We start from the raw sequence: 18,259 nt of genomic DNA, 5'->3' as shown, positions 1-18,259 counted from the left end.
GTTCGTACCAGCCCTGACCGGCCTGGACCGCCTTGGGCCGGTGCCTTCTCGCAGTTGCCCGCGCGCCGGCCGCGCAGGCCGCTTCCCGTCGACCGGGGCACGGGACTCCAGCTCCGTTCAGGCCTGCCGCCGCTGCTCCTCGCCCTCTTCGAAGACGTGCCGCGCGGCTGCGCCTTCGTCCTCCACGAGCCCCGCGTCGTCAGGCAGGTCCAGCGCGACGCCGCAATGCTCACATATGGCTGCATCACCGGCGGGCGTCCCGCATGCCAGACAGAAGCGGTTCTTCTTCTCATTTCCGGTCATCTTCATAGTCTTGCACCGTCTCGAACGTGGTGGACAGGGACCTGGAACGCATACCCGTTCGATTCCCTTTGATTCTCCAAGTGCTTCCGCCGCACGGGACGCCTGCCCGCCCGCACCGCCGATTGCGCCGACTTCCAGCACCGGTTTCCCGTGCCGGCTTCTCGGCAGGAGCTACCCGTCATGCTGCGGGCGGTGAGTCGATGCCCGCCGCCAGCTCACGCAGAAGCTGTTGTGTCTCGACGATGAGTTCGCCGGCGACCGCGATCGCCGCCGCCTCTTCCCGCGGCAGGTCCCTGGTGAGGTCCTCGTACGCCACCCACGCGGTTTCCAGCGCGGCATCGCGTTGGTCCCGCAGCGCCTGCGATGTCCCGACGCCTTCGATGAGTTCGGCTTCCGCGCAGCACACGGTCCCGGCGCTCTCCGCGACGTCGGCCCATCGTGCGAGGTACGCCTGTGAGGGCGAGGTGAGCGGGGCGTCCTCACCGGCAGCGTTCCGGAGCGTCCGGGTGAGGGCGACGAGGTGAGCCCCTACGCGCTCCCAGAGCGCGTCGATGCGAACGGGGGGTGGCGGAAGGCCTCTTCGGCGCATGCGCCAGCCGGGGTTGAAGCGATAGCTCTCGGCCCTCCACTGCCGGGCGTCCGCCAGGGCCTGCACGGTCTGACCGAGGCGGCACGCGCGGTCATGCCAGCCTCCGGCACCCGCAAGCCCGCCCTCCTCGCGCAAGCCCTGAGCGACGGTGGTCAGCAGATCCCCGCTCTCGCGTGCCAACGCGTGAAGGTTGTCCCGAACGCTTCGCAGGTGGACCGGCGGAAGGATGAACGCGTTGACGGCAACGCCCACCACCGCGCCGATCAGTGTTTCCAGCAACCGGTGACCGACGTCGGCCAGGGTCGACGCGCCGTAGGTGATGACGAAGAGCGCGGTGGTCGCTCCGTAGATGCCCTGACTTCCAAGCCGACGGTAGTTGCCGAGCAGCACCATGAACGGCAGCGTCAGCGCCATGGCGCCCAGGGTGGAATCGTCGGTGACGGCCATGGCCGCCGACGCCCACAGCGTCCCCACCACGATGACGACGAACTGCTGCGCCCCGGAGTACACGGAGCGGTAGACGGTGCCCATGACGAGCAGGATGGCCGTCCACGGCGCCATCAGGGCCAGCGGCGCATCCAGCCACCACCCGGTCAGGGCCCAAGCCGCTATCGCCGCCACTGCCGCCTTGAGCGACTGCACCATCGCGTCGCGCTCGGGCCCCGAATACCTGACCGCGGAACCGGCCGTGCGCGCCACAGCCGCGCCTTCCCACCCCAGCCACCGCACTGCCGCACGCCACTGTTCCCGCACCACGACCGCTTTCTCTCCAGCTGCAAGACCCGTCTGACACTTCGAATGTCCTGTAGTGATCTTGATACTCGCGCGGAGGTGGCTGAGCGTGCAGAGACCACCGTCCGAGTCCTGCCGGGTCCGCGAGAAGCCTAAGGTCTGTCCCGCCGCGCAGGGTCGACCGGCGCCCATGGGTTGCGGCACCCGGCCGGCGAGCCGGGCGCCGCAACCGCACAGGTCAGGTCAGGTCAGGCCGGTACGGTGGCGGCTCCGCCTAAGGGCTGTCCCGTAATCCCTGGTGGATCAGCGCGCGGCGTCAGATGCGGCGCATCGCAAGGCGGAGGGGCGTCCGCATACTGGATGTATTCGGGCGTTCCGACAACGCGGCGAGAGTGGGGCCTCCCCTGCTCGAGCGCAGCCGAGAGCTTGGGGAAGTAGCTGTCGTCGTGCGCCCGCCAGGGATTACGGGACAGCCCTTAGGTGCCGGGCGAAGAACCGGACCGCGCTGTCGGCCTCGAACCGGGGCAACTCCTTGTGCCTGCCCGAGTTCACGTGCAGCGACTTCTCCTTCGAGGCGAAGGCGTCGAACAGGGCAAGACTCTCCTCGCGCGAGATGTGCTCGTCGTCCCACTGCATGGCGAACTCGACGGGAATGCTGATCCGCTTCGCCTTCTCGGCCAGGACATCGGGCCAGTGCTGGCCGAAGACCGCAGCGGTGATTCTGGGCTCGATCGCCACCAGCGGTACGCCGATCGCGGTGCCCATGTTGATGCCCCAGAAGCCGACCGGTCCGTCGGCGCCGATCTCCGGGAGTTCCTGGAGGGCGTCCAGGGTCGCCCGGTACTCGGGTACGGCGAGCTGCGCCAAGTGGTCGTTGTAGCGCACGACGACCGGGCCTTCCGGTTCGCCCGCCGCCCTCGCCCGGTACAACTCGGCGATCTCTTCCTCGTCGTGCGCCGAGCGGGGGCGGTCACCGTGGCCGGGCGCGTCGATGACGGCGACGTGGAAGCCACAGCCCGTCACGACGCGCTGCGCGCGGCCCGCCATCGCCGGGTGCTTCTTGTGGTTGCCGCCGCCATGGGCCATCAGCACCAGAGGCGCGCGACCGGCCACGCCGGCTGTCGGCGACCAGAGGACGCCGGGGACGTCGCCCATGGTGAACTCGCGTTGGAGCATGCCGTTCGATGACGACTCGGCGGTGAACTGCAGAGAGTACATAAGTGATGCCTTTCGGAAGTGCCTTGGTAGGCGGGCTCCCGGCGACATCTACGTCAATCGCCCGACCGTGACACGAAAGGGGAGCACCCACTGGGAAACAGCGTTCATGGGTCTCACCTCCTCGCACGTCTTCGCGGTCGACTGCAAGCTACCAGCCGCCCGCGAACCCTCCCACTCCTTTACCCACCACGTGAGAGGCTGCGGCCGGAGCCGCGGGGGAATCCGCGCACGAACCTCACTGCCGTCGGCGGGTGTTGAGCCGGGCGGCCTGGCGGGTCAGGTGGTCGCGCTCGGCGAGGTTGGGTGCCTTGTGCGCCGCCTCGGCGTACAGCCGGGCCGCCGCCGCCAGGTTGCCGTCGCGCTCGTGGAGGTGCGCCGCAACCGCGGCGTGGCGGGGCAGTGAGACGTCCAGGGCCGCGAGCGCCGCGAGGCCGGCGCGCGGTCCGTCGGCCTCCCCGACGGCGACCGCGCGGTTGAGCCGGACGACCGGGCTGTCGGTCAGGCGCACGAGCTCGTCGTACCACTCGACGATCTGCACCCAGTCGGTCTCCTCGGCGGTGGGCGCGTCGGCGTGGAGTGCGGCGATGGCGGCCTGGGCCTGGAACTCGCCCAGCCGGTCGCGGGCGAGGGCGGCCTGGAGGATCCCGACGCCCTCGGCGATCGACCCGGTGTCCCAGCGCCCGCGGTCCTGCTCGGCGAGCGGCACCAGGCTGCCGTCGGACGCGGTCCGGGCGGCACGCCGGGCGTGGTGGAGCAGCATGAGAGCGAGCAACCCCGCCGCCTCCGGGTGGTCGACGGCAGCCGCGAGCTGCCGGGTGAGCCGGATGGCTTCGGCGGCGAGGTCGACGTCGCCGGAGTAGCCCTCGTTGAAGACCAGGTAGAGAACGCGCAGCACGGTGGCGACATCGCCGGGCTGGTCGAACCGCACGCCGGAGACGGTGCGCTTGGCCCGGCTGATGCGTTGCGCCATGGTCGGCTCGGGCACCAGGTAGGCCTGGGCGATCTGGTGGGTGGTCAGCCCGCCGACAGCGCGCAGCGTGAGGGCGACCGCGGAGGCCGGTGTCAGCGACGGGTGGGCGCACAGGAAATAGAGCTGGAGCGTGTCGTCCACCGCGGGCGGCTGCCCGGGTCCGGGCGGCAGCTCCTCGTCGACGAGGTCCTCACGCCTGCGGCGAGCGGCGTCCGACCGCATCGCGTCGAGGAACTTGCGCCAGGCGACGGTGATCAGCCAGCCCTTCGCATCGCGCGGAGGGTCGTCCGGCCAGACGCGCAACGCCTCGACGAGTGCGTCCTGCACGGCGTCCTCGGCGGCCGCGAAGTCGGCTCCGCGGCGGACGAGGACGGCGAGCACGCCAGGCGTGAGGGTCCTCAGCAGGGCCTCGTTCATCGATGGGGGCACTCCGTGATGGTGGGGTGCGCGCCCATGAACGGGCGTAGCTCCAGCCATTCGTGGATCGGCTTGCCACCCGCCCCGGGGGCGGCCGACAGCTCTCCGGCCAGCTCCACGGCACGCTCGTAGCTGTCGACGTCGATCACCATCCAGCCGGCGATGACGTCCTTGGTCTCGGCGAACGGGCCGTCGGTGACCGGCGGGCGCCCCTCGCCGTCGTAGCGGACGAACGTCCCCTCGGACGAGAGGGCCTGGCTGTCGACGAACTCGCCGGTCGTCTCCAGCCGGGCCGCGAAGTCACTCATGGTGGGCCGAGATCTCCTCCGGCGTCCACTGGTCCATGGGCACGTCGTTGACCGGAGCCGGAGCGCCGCGGTAGTGTTTGAGCAGCAGGTACTTGGCCATGGTGTCTCTCCTCGGTACCGGTGCGGCCCGTTCCGGCCGCTCTCACTACGGTGACGGAGCCGGCCACGGGATCTCGACATCGCCGTCCGACTGTCCCTGGGTTCTTCTGTCGGACGGGTGATCGCTCAGAGAGCGGCCGGGGTATTCACCCTGGGCTCCTGCGGGCCGCGGGACGGCAGAGTCCGGCTGAGGACGACGTTGGTGGTCGTGCTCCCGAACTCGGCCAGCGCGTCGACGATCTCCTCGAGGTGGGCCATCGATGTGGCTGCCACCTTCATGACGTAGCAGTCGTCCCCGGTGGTGCGCAGGCACTCCAGGATCTCCAGACGTTCCCCGAGCAGCCTGCGCAACGGCTCGTGCCGGTTGCCCGGGTACTTCAGCCGCACCACTGCCAGCACCGCATATCCGGTCCGCTCCAGATGTACCTGAGCCCGGTAGCCCGTGATCACCTCTGTCGCCTCCAGGCGCCGCACCCGCTCCGTCGTCGCCGACGCGCTCAGGTTCACCCGCCGTGCCAGCTCCGTGAACGCGATCCGGCCGTCCCGCTGAAGCTCATCCAGGATCGCCCAGTCCGTCGAGTCAAGATTCTCGGTCATCCGGCCAGATTACCGGGGTATCCACGGGCGAACCGCGTCTGAACAGGCAGGAATCTCTTCTGACGGCCCATCTGGCCTGGCTAGGCTGATCTGCATGAAGATCGGCGTCAACGTCCTCAATTTCGGCCCGGGAACCGACCCGGGAGTCCTGCGGAACTGGGCCCAGACCGTGGAGGGCCTGGGCTTCGACCTGCTGATGGTCTCGGACCACGTCGCCATCACGCCCGACGTCGCCAAGCAGTATCCGGCGCCCTTCTACGAGCCCTTCACCACCCTGTCCTGGCTGGCCGGCCTCACGACCCGGGTCCGGCTCGGCACGACAGTCCTCATCGCGCCCTACCGGCACCCGCTGCTCACGGCCCGGATGGCGGCCAATCTGAACGAGCTGAGCGGCGGCCGGCTGGTCCTCGGCATGGGGGTGGGCTGGGCACGGCAGGAGTTCGCCGCCCTCGGGATTCCCTTCGAACGCCGAGGACGCCTGACCGACGACCACCTGCGGGACATGCGGGCGGCCTGGGCGGACACCGCCGACTACGGAAAGCGGAAGATCCCGGTGTGGGTCGGCGGCAACAGCGACGCGGGACTGCGCCGCGCCGTGCGACTCGGGGACGCATGGCACCCGCTGCGCTGCACCATGCCGTGGCTGCGCGAAGCCGCGGTCAGGCTGGAGGCGGCCGCGGACGAGCAACACCTCCCCGTGCCCGCCCTGGCCCCCCGGATCGCCCTCAAACCCACTGCGGCGCCGCTCAGCGGACCGCAACGGCTCGCCGGGGAGGGCACGATCGACCAGATCATGGATGACCTCGACCAACTGAAGCTGCTGGGAGCCGAGACCGTCGTCCTCGACCACTACGACGGCGACCCCCGCGAGACATGCCACCCGCAGGCGGGCCGGCAGGCACTCGCCACAGTGGCCGCGCACTTCCACTCACCCCGCACCGTGACGGAGCAGTCATGACCACACCCGATGACCACGCCCTCCTGAGACAGGCCATCGCGCTCGCGGCCAAGGCCCGCGCGGGCGGTGACCCGCCGTTCGGGTCGCTGCTGGCGGGCCCGGACGGCACGGTGCTGGCGCAGGAGCACAACACGACCCTCACCGACAAGGACATCACGGCGCACCCGGAACTGAAGCTCGCCAGGTGGGCCGCGCGTGAGCTGGACGCGGCCACGGCGGCGGGCACCACGATGTACACCAGCTGCCAGCCGTGCGGGATGTGCGAGGCGGTCATCCAGCAGGCCGGGCTACGACGGGTGGTGTACGCCCTGTCCAACGACCAGCTCCTGGACATCAGGCCGGGCAGCGGTCGGCCGCCCGTGCCACAGCACGGCCCCGCGCTGCTCGACGAGGTACGAGCCGTGTTCGAGGGGTACTACCGCTGAGCGCTTTCCACTGTTGAGGTGCTGACCTCGAGTTGGGCGGACCCGCGCAACGACGAAGCTCCCTGGCACACGGGCGTGAGTGTTGGGGAGGGTTGTGCGTGTTCGGGCCCCTGGGGCCGACACTCACGAGCAGAGTTGACTCTTGACGTGAGTGTGTCGGTGTCCGGTGCCGCCGGGGTCAGCCGGACTTCGGCGGGTTCTGCGCGTCGAAGGCGAAGAGTGTGTTCTTGGCCGCGGCCACGATCACCGCACGCCCCGCGACGGTCACGCGCGGGCTCGCGCCCTGCTCGCCCGTCAGACCGTCGGCCCGCGGATCTGTTGCCCACAGAGGTGCGCCGTCGTTCGGGGACAGCGCGGCCACCCGGCCGGTGGCCGAGCTGAAGTACAGCGCGCCGGCTCCCGCCACGGGACCCGACGCACCCTCCACGCCCGTCTGCCGCGACCACTTCTTCCGGCCGGTCGCCGGGTCGAGCGCGGTGACGAGTCCGGTCTGCCCGCTCACGTAGACGGAGCCGCCCGCCATGCCGGGCGTCCCCGCGTACGTCTTGGCCAGCCGGGAGTACGTGACCTTCCGCGAGGACGGGTCGACCCGCGCCACCCCGTCGTACCCGGCCAGCGCCGTTCCCTCGATGTGCTCCTGCAGCAGTACGAGACTGCCGTCGGCGACTCCCATCGGCACAGCCGGGCCGTCGACCGCGATGGGCCTGCCCAGAGACCCCGAGGTGCGGTCGACGGCGTACAGGGTGGGGTGGCGCACCTCCGAGGCATCCACCTCCGTGTTCATCGCGCACATCGCGTAGAGCTGCGGGCCCACCGGGACGGGAGCGCACTGGGTGCCTGCGGGGAACGACGTCGTCCAGGCGACGTCCCCGCTGTGCGCGTCCCGGGCTTCGAAGCGGGAGTCGGAGGAGTCGACCGTCACGACGGCGGAGCCGACCACGAGGGCGTCCTGGGTCCGCCCCGTGACGGCCTTCGACTGGGCGCCCGACGGCACGGACCACAGCTCCCGGCCGCTGTTCGCGTCGATGGCCACGACCTCGCTGGGAGGGCCCTGCGGGGCGTCCTGAGCGGCGAAGCGGTATCCGAGCACCGTGTCGTCGGTGGCGCCCACCAGGTGCATGCCCTGGACGGGGACGCCCGGGCTCTTCGCCGTCCACACCCGCGAGCCGTCCGAGGCCCGGATACGGGTCGCGACCACACCGCCACCGCCGCAGAACAGCGCGTCGCCGTGCGCGACGCAGCGCAGCTCGTCGGGGATGTCCTCGCGACCGCCCGGCACCGTTTTGCGCCACGGGCCGAAGCCGGTCGGCAGCGCGGCACCCGGCGCCGCGACGCTGTTGCCCTTGTCCCCGTCGCCGCTCTCCCCCACGCCGCCCGCCTTCATCGCGGCGACTCCCCCACCGATCGCCGCCACCGCTACCGCGGCCGCGAGCACGGGCCGCCATCGGCGGCGCAGCCTGCGGGCGACGGGGGCGCCGGCGCTGTCCGTGTCGGGGCCGGCCGGGGCCCGCGTCGCGAGGTGCTGCTGGGTGATCATGTCGCGGGTGCGGCCCGCGCCGGCCCCGCGCGCGTCGGTCCCGCCGTCGGTCCCGCCGAGCTCGGCCGGCAGGTCCCGCAGCAGCACGAGGAGCTCGTCCGCCGAGGGGCGCCCCTCGGGCTCCTTGTCCAGGCACGGCTCGACGACCGCGCGCAAGGCCACCGGCACGGCGCCCAGCAACGGCTCCTCGTGCACCACTTGGTACGCCGTGATGTACGGGCTGTCGGCGTCGAAGGGCCCGTGGCCCGTAGCCGCGTACACCAGGAGTGTCCCCAGCGAGAAGACGTCGGACCTCGGCCCCACACCACGCGGCGCCTGCAACTGCTCCGGTGACATGAAGGGTGGCGTGCCGATGACCCGCCCCGTCATCGTCAGCGTCTGCTGGTCCACGGCGCGCGAGATGCCGAAGTCGATGACGCGCGGGCCCTCCTGCGAGAGCACGACGTTCGAGGGCTTCAGGTCCCGGTGGACGACCCCCACCCGGTGGATGTCCCGCAGTGCCTCCGCCAGCCCGATGGCGAGCCGCTTCAGCTCCGCTCCGTTCAGCGGTCCGTCGGCCGCGATGCGCTGGGCGAGCGTGTGCCCCTCGATGTAGGTCGTTGCCATCCACGGCTGCTCGGCCTCGGGGGCGGCGTCGACCACGGCGGCGGTGAACGCGCCGCTCACCCGCCTCGCCGCGGCCACCTCCTGCCGGAAACGGGTGCGGAACTCGTCGTCGCCCGCGAACTGCTGATGGATCAGCTTGATGGCGACAGGCCGCCCCGAGCTCGTCCGGGCCAGGAAGACCGTGCCCATGCCGCCCGAGCCGAGCCGTGCCTCAAGCGGATAGCCGCCGATCTCGACTGGGTCACCTGCACGCAGCGACACTCTTCCCGACCTCCTGCTCCCCCGTGCACCTCTGCCACCACGGGCTGCGTATCCGTACTGCACACAAACTAGCCGCAGGGCGGTGAGCCGGAGCAACGCGGGTGACGACCACGGTTGAAGAATGCCCCCGGGCGTAGGGCGCTGCGGCCCGGGCGGACAGGAACGGGGCCCGGCGAATCCATGGCTCACGGAAACGTCGCGTCGATCATGGTTGGTAGCCTCCGCAGATGACTGCGACTTTCGACGAGGCTGTTCGCGCGCGACTGCGGGCCGCCCACATCTGGTACGTCGGCACCGTGTTCGCCGACGGAGCGCCGCAGGTCAGCCCGATGTGGGTGGATCTGGAGGGCGAGAGCGAGCTGACCTTCAACACCTCGGTGGGCCGGGTGAAGGAGGAGAACCTCCGCCGCGATCCGCGCGTCTACCTCTCGCACGCGGACGCCGACGACCCCTTCGACCGGGTGCAGATCAGTGGCGAGGTGACCCGCTTCATCGAGGGTCAGGAGGCGCATGACCGGATGGACCGGCTGGCCCGCAAGTACCTGGGCGTTGAGCGGTTCGAGTGGGTCATGCCGACTGAGCAACGGGTCGCGGTGATCGTCCGCCCGGTCAAGGTGCGGCACATCGTCGGGGTCGAGCGGTTCCGGCCCGGCGGCCCCACCCCGGCTCCCTGACCGTCCTTCGAGGCAGGGCCGGAAGCCGGCCGCACTCACGGAAGCCGATCCTGCTCCTCACCGCCCGCAGCACCGAGGCGGAACTGTCGACGCCCATGTCATGAACCTGCGCCGCAAGTTGGAGAAGGCCTGCGGGGGAACGCGGTACGTGGGGACCCTGGCGGACGGCGCACGGCACCGGGGCGTCGTCAGCACTTCGAGAATCCGGGAGACTTCCTGCCGGCCCGCCCTGGCGGATTCCTCCACCTGGCTGTCGGCCTGACCAGGACGTCCGTCGCCGTGGCGACCCGGATGCGCTGTCCCGTGGCCGCAGACAGGGAGCGCCGCCGTCGGCGCCACGCCCTCTCAGGTGCCGTGCTCGAAGCCGTTGCGCGACGCTGGGCACCGGCCGCCGGCTGGACGAGGCGACCGAGGAGTACGGCCCTTCCCGCCTCCGCCCGGGCGCGCTGAACTCCGTGCGGACAGCCGGCACGGAACCGTTCCGGTTGGCACCGGTATCGGCCGCGCGCTCACGGGCGCAACCCACGCGGCGATCTCCCGCGCAGCCTTCCGCGAGGTCTCCACACGCCTCGCCCCGTCGGCGACCGGAACCGACTTGCGGCGAATTCGGCCAGCCGTTCGGTATCTGCGACCATCGGTCCGCGGCCGTCCAGGACGACGATCGCGCCGGCGTCGTCGGCGACCCCGTCCACGATATGAGACGACATCAGTGATGATTCATCCCCGATCGGGCACTCCGTCTTGCCCTACGACCGCTCATCGCCAGGGATTTACGCCCGAGTGGCGACAACCTATTGACAATCCATTCAGTCACCGAGAACTCTGCATGATGATATGCAGCCGGGTAAGGGACTCCTCATGATCCAGTTCGACAAGGTCCACAAGCGCTTCCCGAACGGCACAGTCGCGGTACACGACCTCACCCTCGAGATGCCGGAAGGGGGCGTGACCGTCCTCGTCGGATCTTCCGGTTGCGGCAAGACGACGACGCTCCGCATGATCAACCGCATGGTCGATCCGAGCTCCGGGACGATCAGGGTCAACGGCAGGGACGTCCTGGAGCAGGACGCCGCCGAGCTGCGCCGCTCCATCGGCTACGTCATCCAGCAGTCCGGGCTCTTCCCGCACCGCACAGTCCTGGACAACATCGCGACCGTGCCGCTGCTGCTCGGCTGGGGCCGCAGGAAGGCGCGGGCGCGGGCGGCGGAACTCCTGGAGACGGTCGGCCTGTCCGCCGACGCCGGCCGGCGCTATCCGCATCAGCTGTCCGGCGGCCAGCAGCAGCGCGTGGGCGTGGCCCGCGCGCTCGCCGCGGACCCGCCGGTACTTCTGATGGACGAGCCGTTCGGCGCCGTCGACCCCGTGGTCCGCACCCAGCTCCAGGACGAACTCCTGCGCCTGCAGAGAGACTTGAACAAGACCATCGTCTTCGTCACGCACGACATCGACGAGGCGGTCCGGCTCGGCGACCGCATAGCCGTCTTCCGCACCGGCGGCCACCTCGTCCAGTGCGCCGCCCCCGCCGAACTGCTGGCCCGCCCCTCGGACGCGTTCGTCGCGGACTTCCTGGGCGCGGAGCGCGGCCTGAAGCTGCTCTCCCTGACGACGCTCGCGGAGGTCCCCCAGGGGCCCGCGCCTGAAGGCACCCGCTGGCAGCTGTCCCTCGACGCCGCCCGAAAGCCGCTGGCCTGGCGCGACACCGACACGGACACGCAGATGCCGGTCCGCCCCCTGCGGGACACCGACTCACTCCTCTCGGCTCTCAACGAGTCGATCTCCGCACCGAGCGGACTGGTCGCACGCGTCGACGCGGCCGGTGTCCTCACGGGCGTGACGTCCCGCGAGGACATCCACGCACACGCGGGGCACGTGCACAGCGCGGCAAGCGCGGTCGCCGCATGACCGTGGACTGGTCGTGGATATCCGACCACACCGGTGATCTCGCCACCCTGACGCTCTCCCACCTCCAGGCCGCCCTCACCGCCGTGCTCCTCGGCCTGGTCATCTCGCTCCCCCTGGCCGTGGTCGCACACCGTGTACCGCAACTGCGCGGGCTCCTCCTCGGCCTGTCGAACGTCCTGTTCACCATCCCGTCCATCGCCGTCTTCGTACTCCTCCTGCCGGTCAGCGGGCTCACCCGCACCACCACGGTCATCGGCCTGACGATCTACACGCTCGTCGTACTCCTGCGGAACACGGTCGAGGGTCTGGACTCCGTCCCCGCCAGGACCAAGGAAGCCGCCAAGGCCATGGGCACCCGGCCGCTGCGCACCCTGCTCACCGTCGAACTGCCCCTCGCCCTCCCCGTGATCATGGCGGGGGTGCGGATCGCGACGGTGATGGCCATCTCCCTCGTCTCCGTGGCCACGTACATCGGCGACGGCGGACTCGGACAGCTCTTCACGGACGGCTTCCAGCGCAACTTCCCCACCCCCGTCATCGTCGGAGTCGTCCTGACCCTGCTCCTCGCGCTCGTCGCGGACGCACTGCTCGTCACCCTCCAGTACGTACTGACGCCCTGGACCCGCCGGCAGAAGCAGAGGGCCTGACCTGATGTACGAACTCCTCAAGGGCCTCGGCGCCTGGCTGGTCAGCGGCGAGCAGTGGGCCGGTCCCGACGGCATCGGGCACCGCCTCGCCGAGCACCTGCAGTACTCGCTGCTCGCCACCCTCGTCGCCGCCGCCATCGCGCTGCCGGTCGGCCTGCTCATCGGGCACACCGGGCGCGGTGCCTTCCTCGCCATCAACCTGTCCAGTTTCGGACGCGCGCTGCCCACGGTCGGGCTCGTCGTGCTGGTCTTCCTCGCCAGTGGACTGTCGATGTGGCCCGTCTACATCGCCCTCGTGGCGCTTGCCGTTCCCTCCATCGTCACCAACACCTACGCCGGGATGACGGCCGTCGACCCCGAGGTGCGGGACGCGGCGCGCGGCCAGGGGATGCGCCGGCACCAGGTCCTCCTCCAGGTCGAACTGCCGCTCGCGCTCCCCCTGATCATGACCGGGCTCAGGCTCGCGCTCATCCAGGTCGTCGCGACGGCCACCATCGCCGCCTACGTCTCCTTCGGGGGGCTCGGCCGGTACGTCTTCGACGGGCTCGCCCAGCGCGACCTCGTGCAGGTGCTCGGGGGCGCCGTACTCGTGGCGGTCGTCGCCGTCGTACTCGATCTCGCGCTCTCCGCACTCCAGCGCGTCCTTTTCCGTCACCGCCCCGCCAAGTCGGCCCAGGAGTAAGCACCATGAACCGCAGGACTCTCCTCGGCGGGCTCTTCGCCGCCGCCTCCGTCCCCGCCCTCGCCGCCTGCAGCGGTGGCATCACCTCCCTCGACGGGCAGGGCTCCGGCGGCAAGGGCGCAGGCTCCAGCAAGGACGGCGTCACCATCGGCACCGCCAACTTCACCGAGAACCAGGTGCTGGGATACCTGTACGCCGCCGCACTGGAGGCGGCCGGAGTCAAGACCACGGTCCGCCCCAACCTCGGCACCCGCGAGATCCTCATCCCCGCCCTCAAGGGCGGCGACATCGACCTCCTGCCCGAATACCAGGGCGCCCTGCTGCACTATCTCGACGCCAAGTCCACGGCCTCGGCCGAGGGCGAGATGCAGAACGCCCTCGCCATGGTCCTGCCGGACGGCCTCCAGATACTCCCCTACGGCAGTGCCGAGGACTCCGACGCCTTCGTCGTCACCCGGGAGACCGCCGACAAGTACGGTCTCGCGTCCCTCGCCGACCTCGCCGCGCACAACGGCAAGCTCGTCATCGGTGCGGCACCCGAAGTCAAGAAGCGGGCGGTGGGTTCGGTGGGCCTCAAGGACGTGTACGGCGTGGAGTTCAAGGAGTTCAAGTCCCTCGACTCCTCGGGGCCGCTCGTCAAGGGCGCCCTGAAGAAGGGCGACGTCGACGTCGCGAACCTCTTCACCACCGACACCGACATCGTCGCCGAGCACTGGGTCGTCCTCACCGACCCCAAGAACCTGATCCCCGGTCAGCACGTGGTCCCCCTCATCGCCGACCGCAAGGCCGACTCGACGGTCCGCAAGGCACTCGGCCGTCTCGGCAACGCGCTGACGACCAAGGACCTCACCGAGCTCAACCGCCTGGTGGACAAGGACAAGAAGGACCCCGAGGACGTCGCGAACGACTGGGCGGCGGAGCACGGGATCAAGAAGAAGTAGCTGCCGCCCCCGGACCGAGCGGCAGCACACATCACCGAGAGGCCAGGTAACCGAGTCATGGCAGCTGAAAAACTGGTGGAACGACGCTCCATCGACGTCGTCCCGGACGACGAACGGCACGGGACCGCGTTCAGTCAGTTCACTCTGTGGCTCGGTGCCAACCTCCAGATCACGGCGGTGGTCACCGGCGCACTCGCCGTCGTCTTCGGCGGCGACGTGGTGTGGTCGGCGACCGGCCTGCTGCTGGGCAATCTGCTCGGGGGCACCGTCATGGCCCTGCACTCCGCGCAGGGCCCGAAGCTCGGCCTGCCCCAGATGATCCAGTCCCGCGCCCAGTTCGGGGTGCGTGGCGCGGCCGTTCCCCTGCTCCTGGTCGTCCTCATGTACGTGGGCTTCTTCGCGAGCGGCAGCGTCCTCGCCGGGCAGGCGACGGCCCAGCTCACGCACACGAACGACACCACCGGCATCATCCTCTTCGCGGTCGTCACCGCGGTGACGGCGGCGGTCGGCTACCGCGTGATCCACGTCCTGGGGCGGGTGGCCAGTGTGGTCTGCGCGCTCGCCTTCGTCTTCCTGGGCATCCGCCTCCTGGACCGGGTCGACCTGTCCGCGCTGCTCGGGGACGCACACTTCGACCTGCCGATGTTCCTGCTCGCGGTATCCCTCTCGGCATCCTGGCAGCTCGCCTTCGGGCCGTACGTCGCGGACTACTCGCGCTATCTGCCGCGTACGACGTCGGGGCGGGCCACGTTCTGGTGGACCCTTTCCGGTTCGGCCATCGGCTCGCAGTGGTCGACGACGTTCGGAGTGCTCGTCGCGGCGAGCGCGGGGGACGCGTTCCTCGCGAACCAGGTCGGATACCTGGTCGGCCTGGGCGGCACGGGCCTGATCGCGTCGTTCCTGTACTTCGTGATCGCGCTCGGCAAGCTGACCATCAACGTGCTCAACACCTACGGCGGCTTCATGTCGATGGTGACCGGCATCAGCGGATTCCGCGGCCGGAAGGCGCTGTCGCCGCGCGGCAGGACCGCGTACATCGCGCTGATCATGGTGGCGGGGACGGTGGTGGCGCTCCTGGGCAAGGACAGCTTCCTGACGTCCTTCAAGGACTTCCTGCTGTTCCTGCTGACGTTCTTCACGCCCTGGTCGGCGATCAACCTGGTCGACTACTACCTGATCTCGCGGGAGCGGTACGACATCCCGGCGCTCTTCGATCCGCAGGGCCGCTACGGCGCCTGGCGCTGGGAGGCCCTCACGGTCTACGGGGTGGGCATCCTCGCCCAGCTCCCGTTCCTCGTGACGCACTTCTACACGGGCCCGCTGGCGGCTCCGCTGGGCGGCGCGGACATCTCCTGGATCGTGGGCCTGACGGTCCCGGCGGCGCTTTACTACCTGCTGGCCCGCCGTGAGACGCCGCCCGTCCCCGAGGAGACGTCGTACACCCTGGCCTCTGCGCAGAAGTAGCGGCTGTGCCCCGGGGGTTCGGCCTACCAGTGCCTCAGTCGGCGGTCGGCCTCCACCGTTCGGCCTCGCGCGCTGCCGCGCGTGCGCCGAGGAGTCCGACGGCCAGGGAGACCGCGGCACACGCTGAGACGCCGGCTGCCAGAACGGTCCAGGACACCGAGCCCTCCTGCACCAGGGCGATGAAGAACACCGAGTGCCACGCGGTCACCGCCCTGTGACGACGGTCGCGATGAGCAGGGGCGCGGTGAGGTGCCATGCGGCCACGGACCGGAACACCCGGCGCCGGCCGGTCAGGACGGAGAGCGGGGCGAGAGCGTGGCGGATCCGGACGAACTCGGCCGCCGCGCTCACCGCGCCGGCTCCGAGGACGAAGAGGATGCCGGTGATGCCGAACAGCTGAATCCAGTTCGGCAGCCGGGAGCGGGAGGACCCAAGCCAGTTCCCTCCCAACGCCTCGACCTGCACCGGAGGGTTGGGGAGCGTGAAGGCGGCCCGTTTCACCTCGGCCAACTGTCCAGGGGCCGAGGTCACGACGAGGAGGGACTGCGTGCTGTCCGGTTTCACGCTGAACCGTGGGACCGGTTCGAACCTGAGGTTGCCGTACCAGCGGCGCATCTCCTCCACCTGGGCGTTTCCGCCGGTCGGTGTCGTCGCACCACCGTGACACCTCACCCGCAGGACGCGCAGGTCGCGGCAGGTTCCTCCGACCGTGACCCATGGATCTCGCGGCGGTCCGGGATCATGGAACGTACGGCTCAGCAGAACTGCCCCGGCCGGCAGAGAGGAACGAAAGCGGCCGGTCCGCGCCGCGGTCATGCTGCTGGAGGTCACCTCGATCACGGTGTCCTTGATCCGCTGGTGCGTGGCGGCCGCCGCTTGCGAGTGAACTCCGAGCCTGCTGGTCCACACCTGCATCTGGGCGACGATGCCGATGCCGATCACCATCGCCAGCGCGAGGCGGACGACCACGCCGGGGTGCGCATGCGTCCACCGCCCGCCGATCAGACGGCCCGGATGCCCCTTGCGTCTCCCGCTGTCGGCGACCGAGGAACCCAGGCGACGGGTGAGGAGGGCCACGACGGAGGACAGGAAGGCCCACATCACGACGGTTCCGGAGGTGAAGACGAAGAGCTGCGCCTTGCGGGGCAGGTACTGGCTCGTCAGGACCAGGGCGACGCCCGCACCGCACAGGCCCAGGCGCCATGCGGGGACCCGGTCGCCGAAGGTGGTGGGGCGGGTGGACGTACCGTCCCGGTGAACGCGGTGCGCGCCCACCACGACGGCGAGCACCACCACCAGAGACACCACTGCCGCAACGGCCGCCATGGGCCAGGCGCCCCACACATCGCGCTCATCGAGGATGTACCCAGTGGGCGCCAGGCGTGTGCTGCGCACGGATGCGACGGCGTACGGGACGAGCGCGGTGACTGTGCCCAGCGCGGCCGGGACGGCCGCCTCGCCGATGTTGACGCCCATGCGGTGGCGCCATGTGCCGCCCAGCGCCTGCAGCAGGCTGCTGCGCCGGTCGCGGGTGCGGGAGCCTACCCGTGCGGCGACGACGGTCAGAGCGAGGGCGGGCAGCCCGGTCAAGGCCCACAGGGCGAGGAGAGGAGAGCTCACCGCCGGCTGATCGACCATCTCCCCCGTCGCTGCGCCGTTGCTGCCGAAGCCGGACACGGGCAGCCACCTGCGATCGTTCCTGGGCGCCTCGTCCGCCACCCGCACGTAGGCGATCCGCTCGGAGGGAGTGACCAGGCCGTCCGTGGTGACGGTGCCGGCGAACCGTCCGTAGCGGGTCAGGATTCCTTCCCCGGCCCCGGTACGGATGAGTTCGGGAGAGAGCAGCACCTCGCCCGGCTCGGGCCAGCGGGTCACACCGGCGGGCACCGGAGCATCGGCGGTGAGCGGCCGGACGAAGACCAGGGAGACGGGACGGCTGCCGACGGCGTCGGCCCCCATCCGGTACAGCAGAGGGGCGTCCCTGCCGAAGGTGACCACCGGACCTCTGGCGTCGGCCCTGGTCTCCCGGCCGTCAAAGGTCGCGACGGTGGCCACGCTCGCCAGGACGACGAAGGCGACGGCGGCCGCGGCGCCGAACAGGCCCCACCATCGCAAGCGGTCACCGGGCGTGGCACGGCCTGCGGCGAGGCCGATCCTGAACAGGGTGGACGCGGTGCGGATGCGGTTCCGCATCAGAGGGCTCCCGCTGCGGTCAGGACCCCGCCGCGCAGTTCGTGGCGCCGGTCGGCGCGATCGGCCACCGAGACGTCGTGGGTCACGACCAGGAGTGCGCAGCCCCGGTCGCGTGCGGCCGTGAACAGGAGGGTGGCGACTGCCTCCTTGGCCTGCGGATCGAGGGCTCCGGTGGGCTCGTCGGCGAGCAGGACGGCGGGCTCGGTGATCAGGGCGCGGGCGACGGCAGTGCGCTGACGCTCGCCGCCGGAGAGTGTGCCGGTGGGAACGGACCCGGTGGGGACACCGAGTTCACCGAGGAGTTCCTCCGCCCGCCGGTAGGCGTCCTGATGGCGTCCACCGGCGAGCAGGACCGGCAGGGCGACGTTCTCCACCGGGCTGAGTTCGGGGAGGAGTTCGCCGAACTGGAACACCATGCTCAGCGTCTCCCGGCGTGCCTGGGCGAGCCGCGCCGGTCCGAGTCCGGTGATGTCCCTGCCCGCTGCCGTGATGGTTCCCGCCTGCGGTTCGATCAGGCCGAGTACGCACATGAGGAGGGTCGACTTGCCTGATCCACTCGGGCCGGTCACGGCGACGGACTCGCCCCGGGCCACGGACAGCTCCACACCGTCGAGGAGAGTCCGCCCGGCGACCTCGTAGTACAGGTCGCTGACGTGGAGCCCCGAAGAGTCCTGCCGGTCCACAGAAACGTGCCTCTTGTTCTTGGGAATGAAGGTGCCGCACCGGCCCTCGGGGC

General features: G+C 70.5%; 17 protein-coding genes and 1 pseudogene. 8 read left to right on the top strand and 10 right to left on the bottom strand.

Features of this window, described 5'->3' with window-relative positions; translation table 11 throughout:
* Positions 1–117: 117 nt before the first annotated feature.
* The 6 genes and pseudogenes from LNW71_RS30395 to LNW71_RS30370 all read right to left on the bottom strand — a co-directional run bounded on the left by LNW71_RS30395 (position 118) and on the right by LNW71_RS30370 (position 5,233).
* On the bottom strand, positions 118–303 hold the full coding sequence (locus tag LNW71_RS30395) for a hypothetical protein (protein ID WP_250971117.1): 186 nt from the start codon (positions 301–303) through the stop codon (positions 118–120).
* A gap of 178 nt (positions 304–481) precedes the next feature.
* The gene (locus LNW71_RS30390; protein WP_250971116.1) at positions 482–1,591 is read right to left on the bottom strand and encodes an aromatic acid exporter family protein; all 1,110 of its coding nucleotides are present in this window, start codon (positions 1,589–1,591) and stop codon (positions 482–484) included.
* A 495-nt stretch (positions 1,592–2,086) separates the two neighbouring features.
* Positions 2,087–2,842 carry an alpha/beta hydrolase gene (locus LNW71_RS30385; RefSeq protein WP_250971115.1) on the bottom strand — a complete coding sequence of 252 codons (756 nt, stop codon included), beginning with the start codon at positions 2,840–2,842 and terminating at the stop codon, positions 2,087–2,089.
* 235 nt (positions 2,843–3,077) lie between these two features.
* Positions 3,078–4,229 carry an RNA polymerase sigma factor gene (locus LNW71_RS30380; protein ID WP_250972196.1) on the bottom strand — a complete coding sequence of 384 codons (1,152 nt, stop codon included), beginning with the start codon at positions 4,227–4,229 and terminating at the stop codon, positions 3,078–3,080.
* Positions 4,226–4,637: pseudogene (locus LNW71_RS30375) on the bottom strand (YciI family protein). Before LNW71_RS30375 ends, LNW71_RS30380 begins: the two are co-directional and overlap by 4 nt.
* A gap of 125 nt (positions 4,638–4,762) precedes the next feature.
* Positions 4,763–5,233 (bottom strand): Lrp/AsnC family transcriptional regulator, encoded by a 471-nt coding sequence (locus LNW71_RS30370; protein ID WP_250971114.1) that lies wholly within the window; start codon positions 5,231–5,233, stop codon positions 4,763–4,765.
* Between the two features lie 94 nt (positions 5,234–5,327).
* Here LNW71_RS30370 and LNW71_RS30365 point away from each other — a divergent pair, with 94 nt between their 5' ends.
* Together LNW71_RS30365 and LNW71_RS30360 are read left to right on the top strand one after the other, a co-directional pair.
* Positions 5,328–6,191 carry an LLM class flavin-dependent oxidoreductase gene (locus tag LNW71_RS30365; protein WP_250971113.1) on the top strand — a complete coding sequence of 288 codons (864 nt, stop codon included), beginning with the start codon at positions 5,328–5,330 and terminating at the stop codon, positions 6,189–6,191.
* Positions 6,188–6,616, top strand: a complete 429-nt coding sequence (locus tag LNW71_RS30360) for a nucleoside deaminase (RefSeq protein WP_250971112.1) — start codon at positions 6,188–6,190, stop codon at positions 6,614–6,616. Before LNW71_RS30365 ends, LNW71_RS30360 begins: the two co-directional genes overlap by 4 nt.
* 178 nt (positions 6,617–6,794) lie before the next feature.
* On the opposite strand, the gene LNW71_RS30355 is transcribed toward LNW71_RS30360, so the two are convergent.
* Positions 6,795–9,020, bottom strand: coding sequence for a serine/threonine-protein kinase (locus tag LNW71_RS30355; protein ID WP_250971111.1), 2,226 nt, complete (start codon positions 9,018–9,020; stop codon positions 6,795–6,797).
* Between the two features lie 227 nt (positions 9,021–9,247).
* Between LNW71_RS30355 and LNW71_RS30350 the strand changes: the two genes are divergently transcribed.
* The 6 genes from LNW71_RS30350 (at position 9,248) to LNW71_RS30325 (ending at position 15,330) form a co-directional block, all read left to right on the top strand.
* Positions 9,248–9,694 carry a TIGR03618 family F420-dependent PPOX class oxidoreductase gene (locus LNW71_RS30350; protein ID WP_250971110.1) on the top strand — a complete coding sequence of 149 codons (447 nt, stop codon included), beginning with the start codon at positions 9,248–9,250 and terminating at the stop codon, positions 9,692–9,694.
* Between the two features lie 834 nt (positions 9,695–10,528).
* Positions 10,529–11,596: an ABC transporter ATP-binding protein gene (locus LNW71_RS30345; protein WP_250971109.1), complete on the top strand. Its 1,068-nt coding sequence runs from the start codon at positions 10,529–10,531 to the stop codon at positions 11,594–11,596.
* Positions 11,593–12,243, top strand: a complete 651-nt coding sequence (locus LNW71_RS30340) for an ABC transporter permease (RefSeq protein WP_250971108.1) — start codon at positions 11,593–11,595, stop codon at positions 12,241–12,243. The genes LNW71_RS30345 and LNW71_RS30340 overlap by 4 nt, the downstream gene beginning before the upstream one ends.
* A gap of 4 nt (positions 12,244–12,247) precedes the next feature.
* Positions 12,248–12,925, top strand: a complete 678-nt coding sequence (locus LNW71_RS30335; protein WP_250971107.1) for an ABC transporter permease — start codon at positions 12,248–12,250, stop codon at positions 12,923–12,925.
* A 5-nt stretch (positions 12,926–12,930) separates the two neighbouring features.
* Positions 12,931–13,866, top strand: coding sequence for an ABC transporter substrate-binding protein (locus LNW71_RS30330; RefSeq protein WP_250971106.1), 936 nt, complete (start codon positions 12,931–12,933; stop codon positions 13,864–13,866).
* Positions 13,867–13,923: 57 nt separating this feature from the next.
* Positions 13,924–15,330 (top strand): cytosine permease, encoded by a 1,407-nt coding sequence (locus tag LNW71_RS30325; protein ID WP_250971105.1) that lies wholly within the window; start codon positions 13,924–13,926, stop codon positions 15,328–15,330.
* Positions 15,331–15,364: 34 nt separating this feature from the next.
* On the opposite strand, the gene LNW71_RS30320 is transcribed toward LNW71_RS30325, so the two are convergent.
* Genes LNW71_RS30320 through LNW71_RS30310 form a run of 3 tightly spaced genes read right to left on the bottom strand, consistent with a single transcriptional unit; the run spans position 15,365 to position 18,206 of the window.
* Positions 15,365–15,538 carry a hypothetical protein gene (locus LNW71_RS30320; protein ID WP_250971104.1) on the bottom strand — a complete coding sequence of 58 codons (174 nt, stop codon included), beginning with the start codon at positions 15,536–15,538 and terminating at the stop codon, positions 15,365–15,367.
* A complete protein-coding gene (locus LNW71_RS30315; RefSeq protein WP_250971103.1) occupies positions 15,535–17,523 on the bottom strand; it encodes a permease in 1,989 nt (662 codons plus the stop codon). Before LNW71_RS30315 ends, LNW71_RS30320 begins: the two co-directional genes overlap by 4 nt.
* Positions 17,523–18,206, bottom strand: coding sequence for an ABC transporter ATP-binding protein (locus tag LNW71_RS30310; protein ID WP_250971102.1), 684 nt, complete (start codon positions 18,204–18,206; stop codon positions 17,523–17,525). The genes LNW71_RS30315 and LNW71_RS30310 overlap by 1 nt, the downstream gene beginning before the upstream one ends.
* Positions 18,207–18,259 lie beyond the last annotated feature (53 nt).

This window comes from Streptomyces sp. RKAG290 (genome assembly GCF_023701695.1).
Classification (GTDB): Bacteria; Actinomycetota; Actinomycetes; order Streptomycetales; family Streptomycetaceae; genus Streptomyces.
This window is presented reverse-complemented; position numbering and strand designations above follow the sequence as displayed.

Excerpts from the sequence above, each read along its gene's own strand:
- LNW71_RS30385 (WP_250971115.1), bottom strand. The coding sequence starts at position 2,842 with ATGTACTCTCTGCAGTTCACCGCCGAGTCGTCATCGAACGGCATGCTC.
- LNW71_RS30345 (WP_250971109.1), top strand. The coding sequence starts at position 10,529 with ATGCAGCCGGGTAAGGGACTCCTCATGATCCAGTTCGACAAGGTCCAC.
- LNW71_RS30360 (WP_250971112.1), top strand. The coding sequence starts at position 6,188 with ATGACCACACCCGATGACCACGCCCTCCTGAGACAGGCCATCGCGCTC.
- LNW71_RS30340 (WP_250971108.1), top strand. The coding sequence starts at position 11,593 with ATGACCGTGGACTGGTCGTGGATATCCGACCACACCGGTGATCTCGCC.
- LNW71_RS30365 (WP_250971113.1), top strand. The coding sequence starts at position 5,328 with ATGAAGATCGGCGTCAACGTCCTCAATTTCGGCCCGGGAACCGACCCG.
- LNW71_RS30335 (WP_250971107.1), top strand. The coding sequence starts at position 12,248 with ATGTACGAACTCCTCAAGGGCCTCGGCGCCTGGCTGGTCAGCGGCGAG.
- LNW71_RS30325 (WP_250971105.1), top strand. The coding sequence starts at position 13,924 with ATGGCAGCTGAAAAACTGGTGGAACGACGCTCCATCGACGTCGTCCCG.
- LNW71_RS30330 (WP_250971106.1), top strand. The coding sequence starts at position 12,931 with ATGAACCGCAGGACTCTCCTCGGCGGGCTCTTCGCCGCCGCCTCCGTC.
- LNW71_RS30350 (WP_250971110.1), top strand. The coding sequence starts at position 9,248 with ATGACTGCGACTTTCGACGAGGCTGTTCGCGCGCGACTGCGGGCCGCC.
- LNW71_RS30370 (WP_250971114.1), bottom strand. The coding sequence starts at position 5,233 with ATGACCGAGAATCTTGACTCGACGGACTGGGCGATCCTGGATGAGCTT.
- LNW71_RS30380 (WP_250972196.1), bottom strand. The coding sequence starts at position 4,229 with ATGAACGAGGCCCTGCTGAGGACCCTCACGCCTGGCGTGCTCGCCGTC.
- LNW71_RS30315 (WP_250971103.1), bottom strand. The coding sequence starts at position 17,523 with ATGCGGAACCGCATCCGCACCGCGTCCACCCTGTTCAGGATCGGCCTC.
- LNW71_RS30395 (WP_250971117.1), bottom strand. The coding sequence starts at position 303 with ATGACCGGAAATGAGAAGAAGAACCGCTTCTGTCTGGCATGCGGGACG.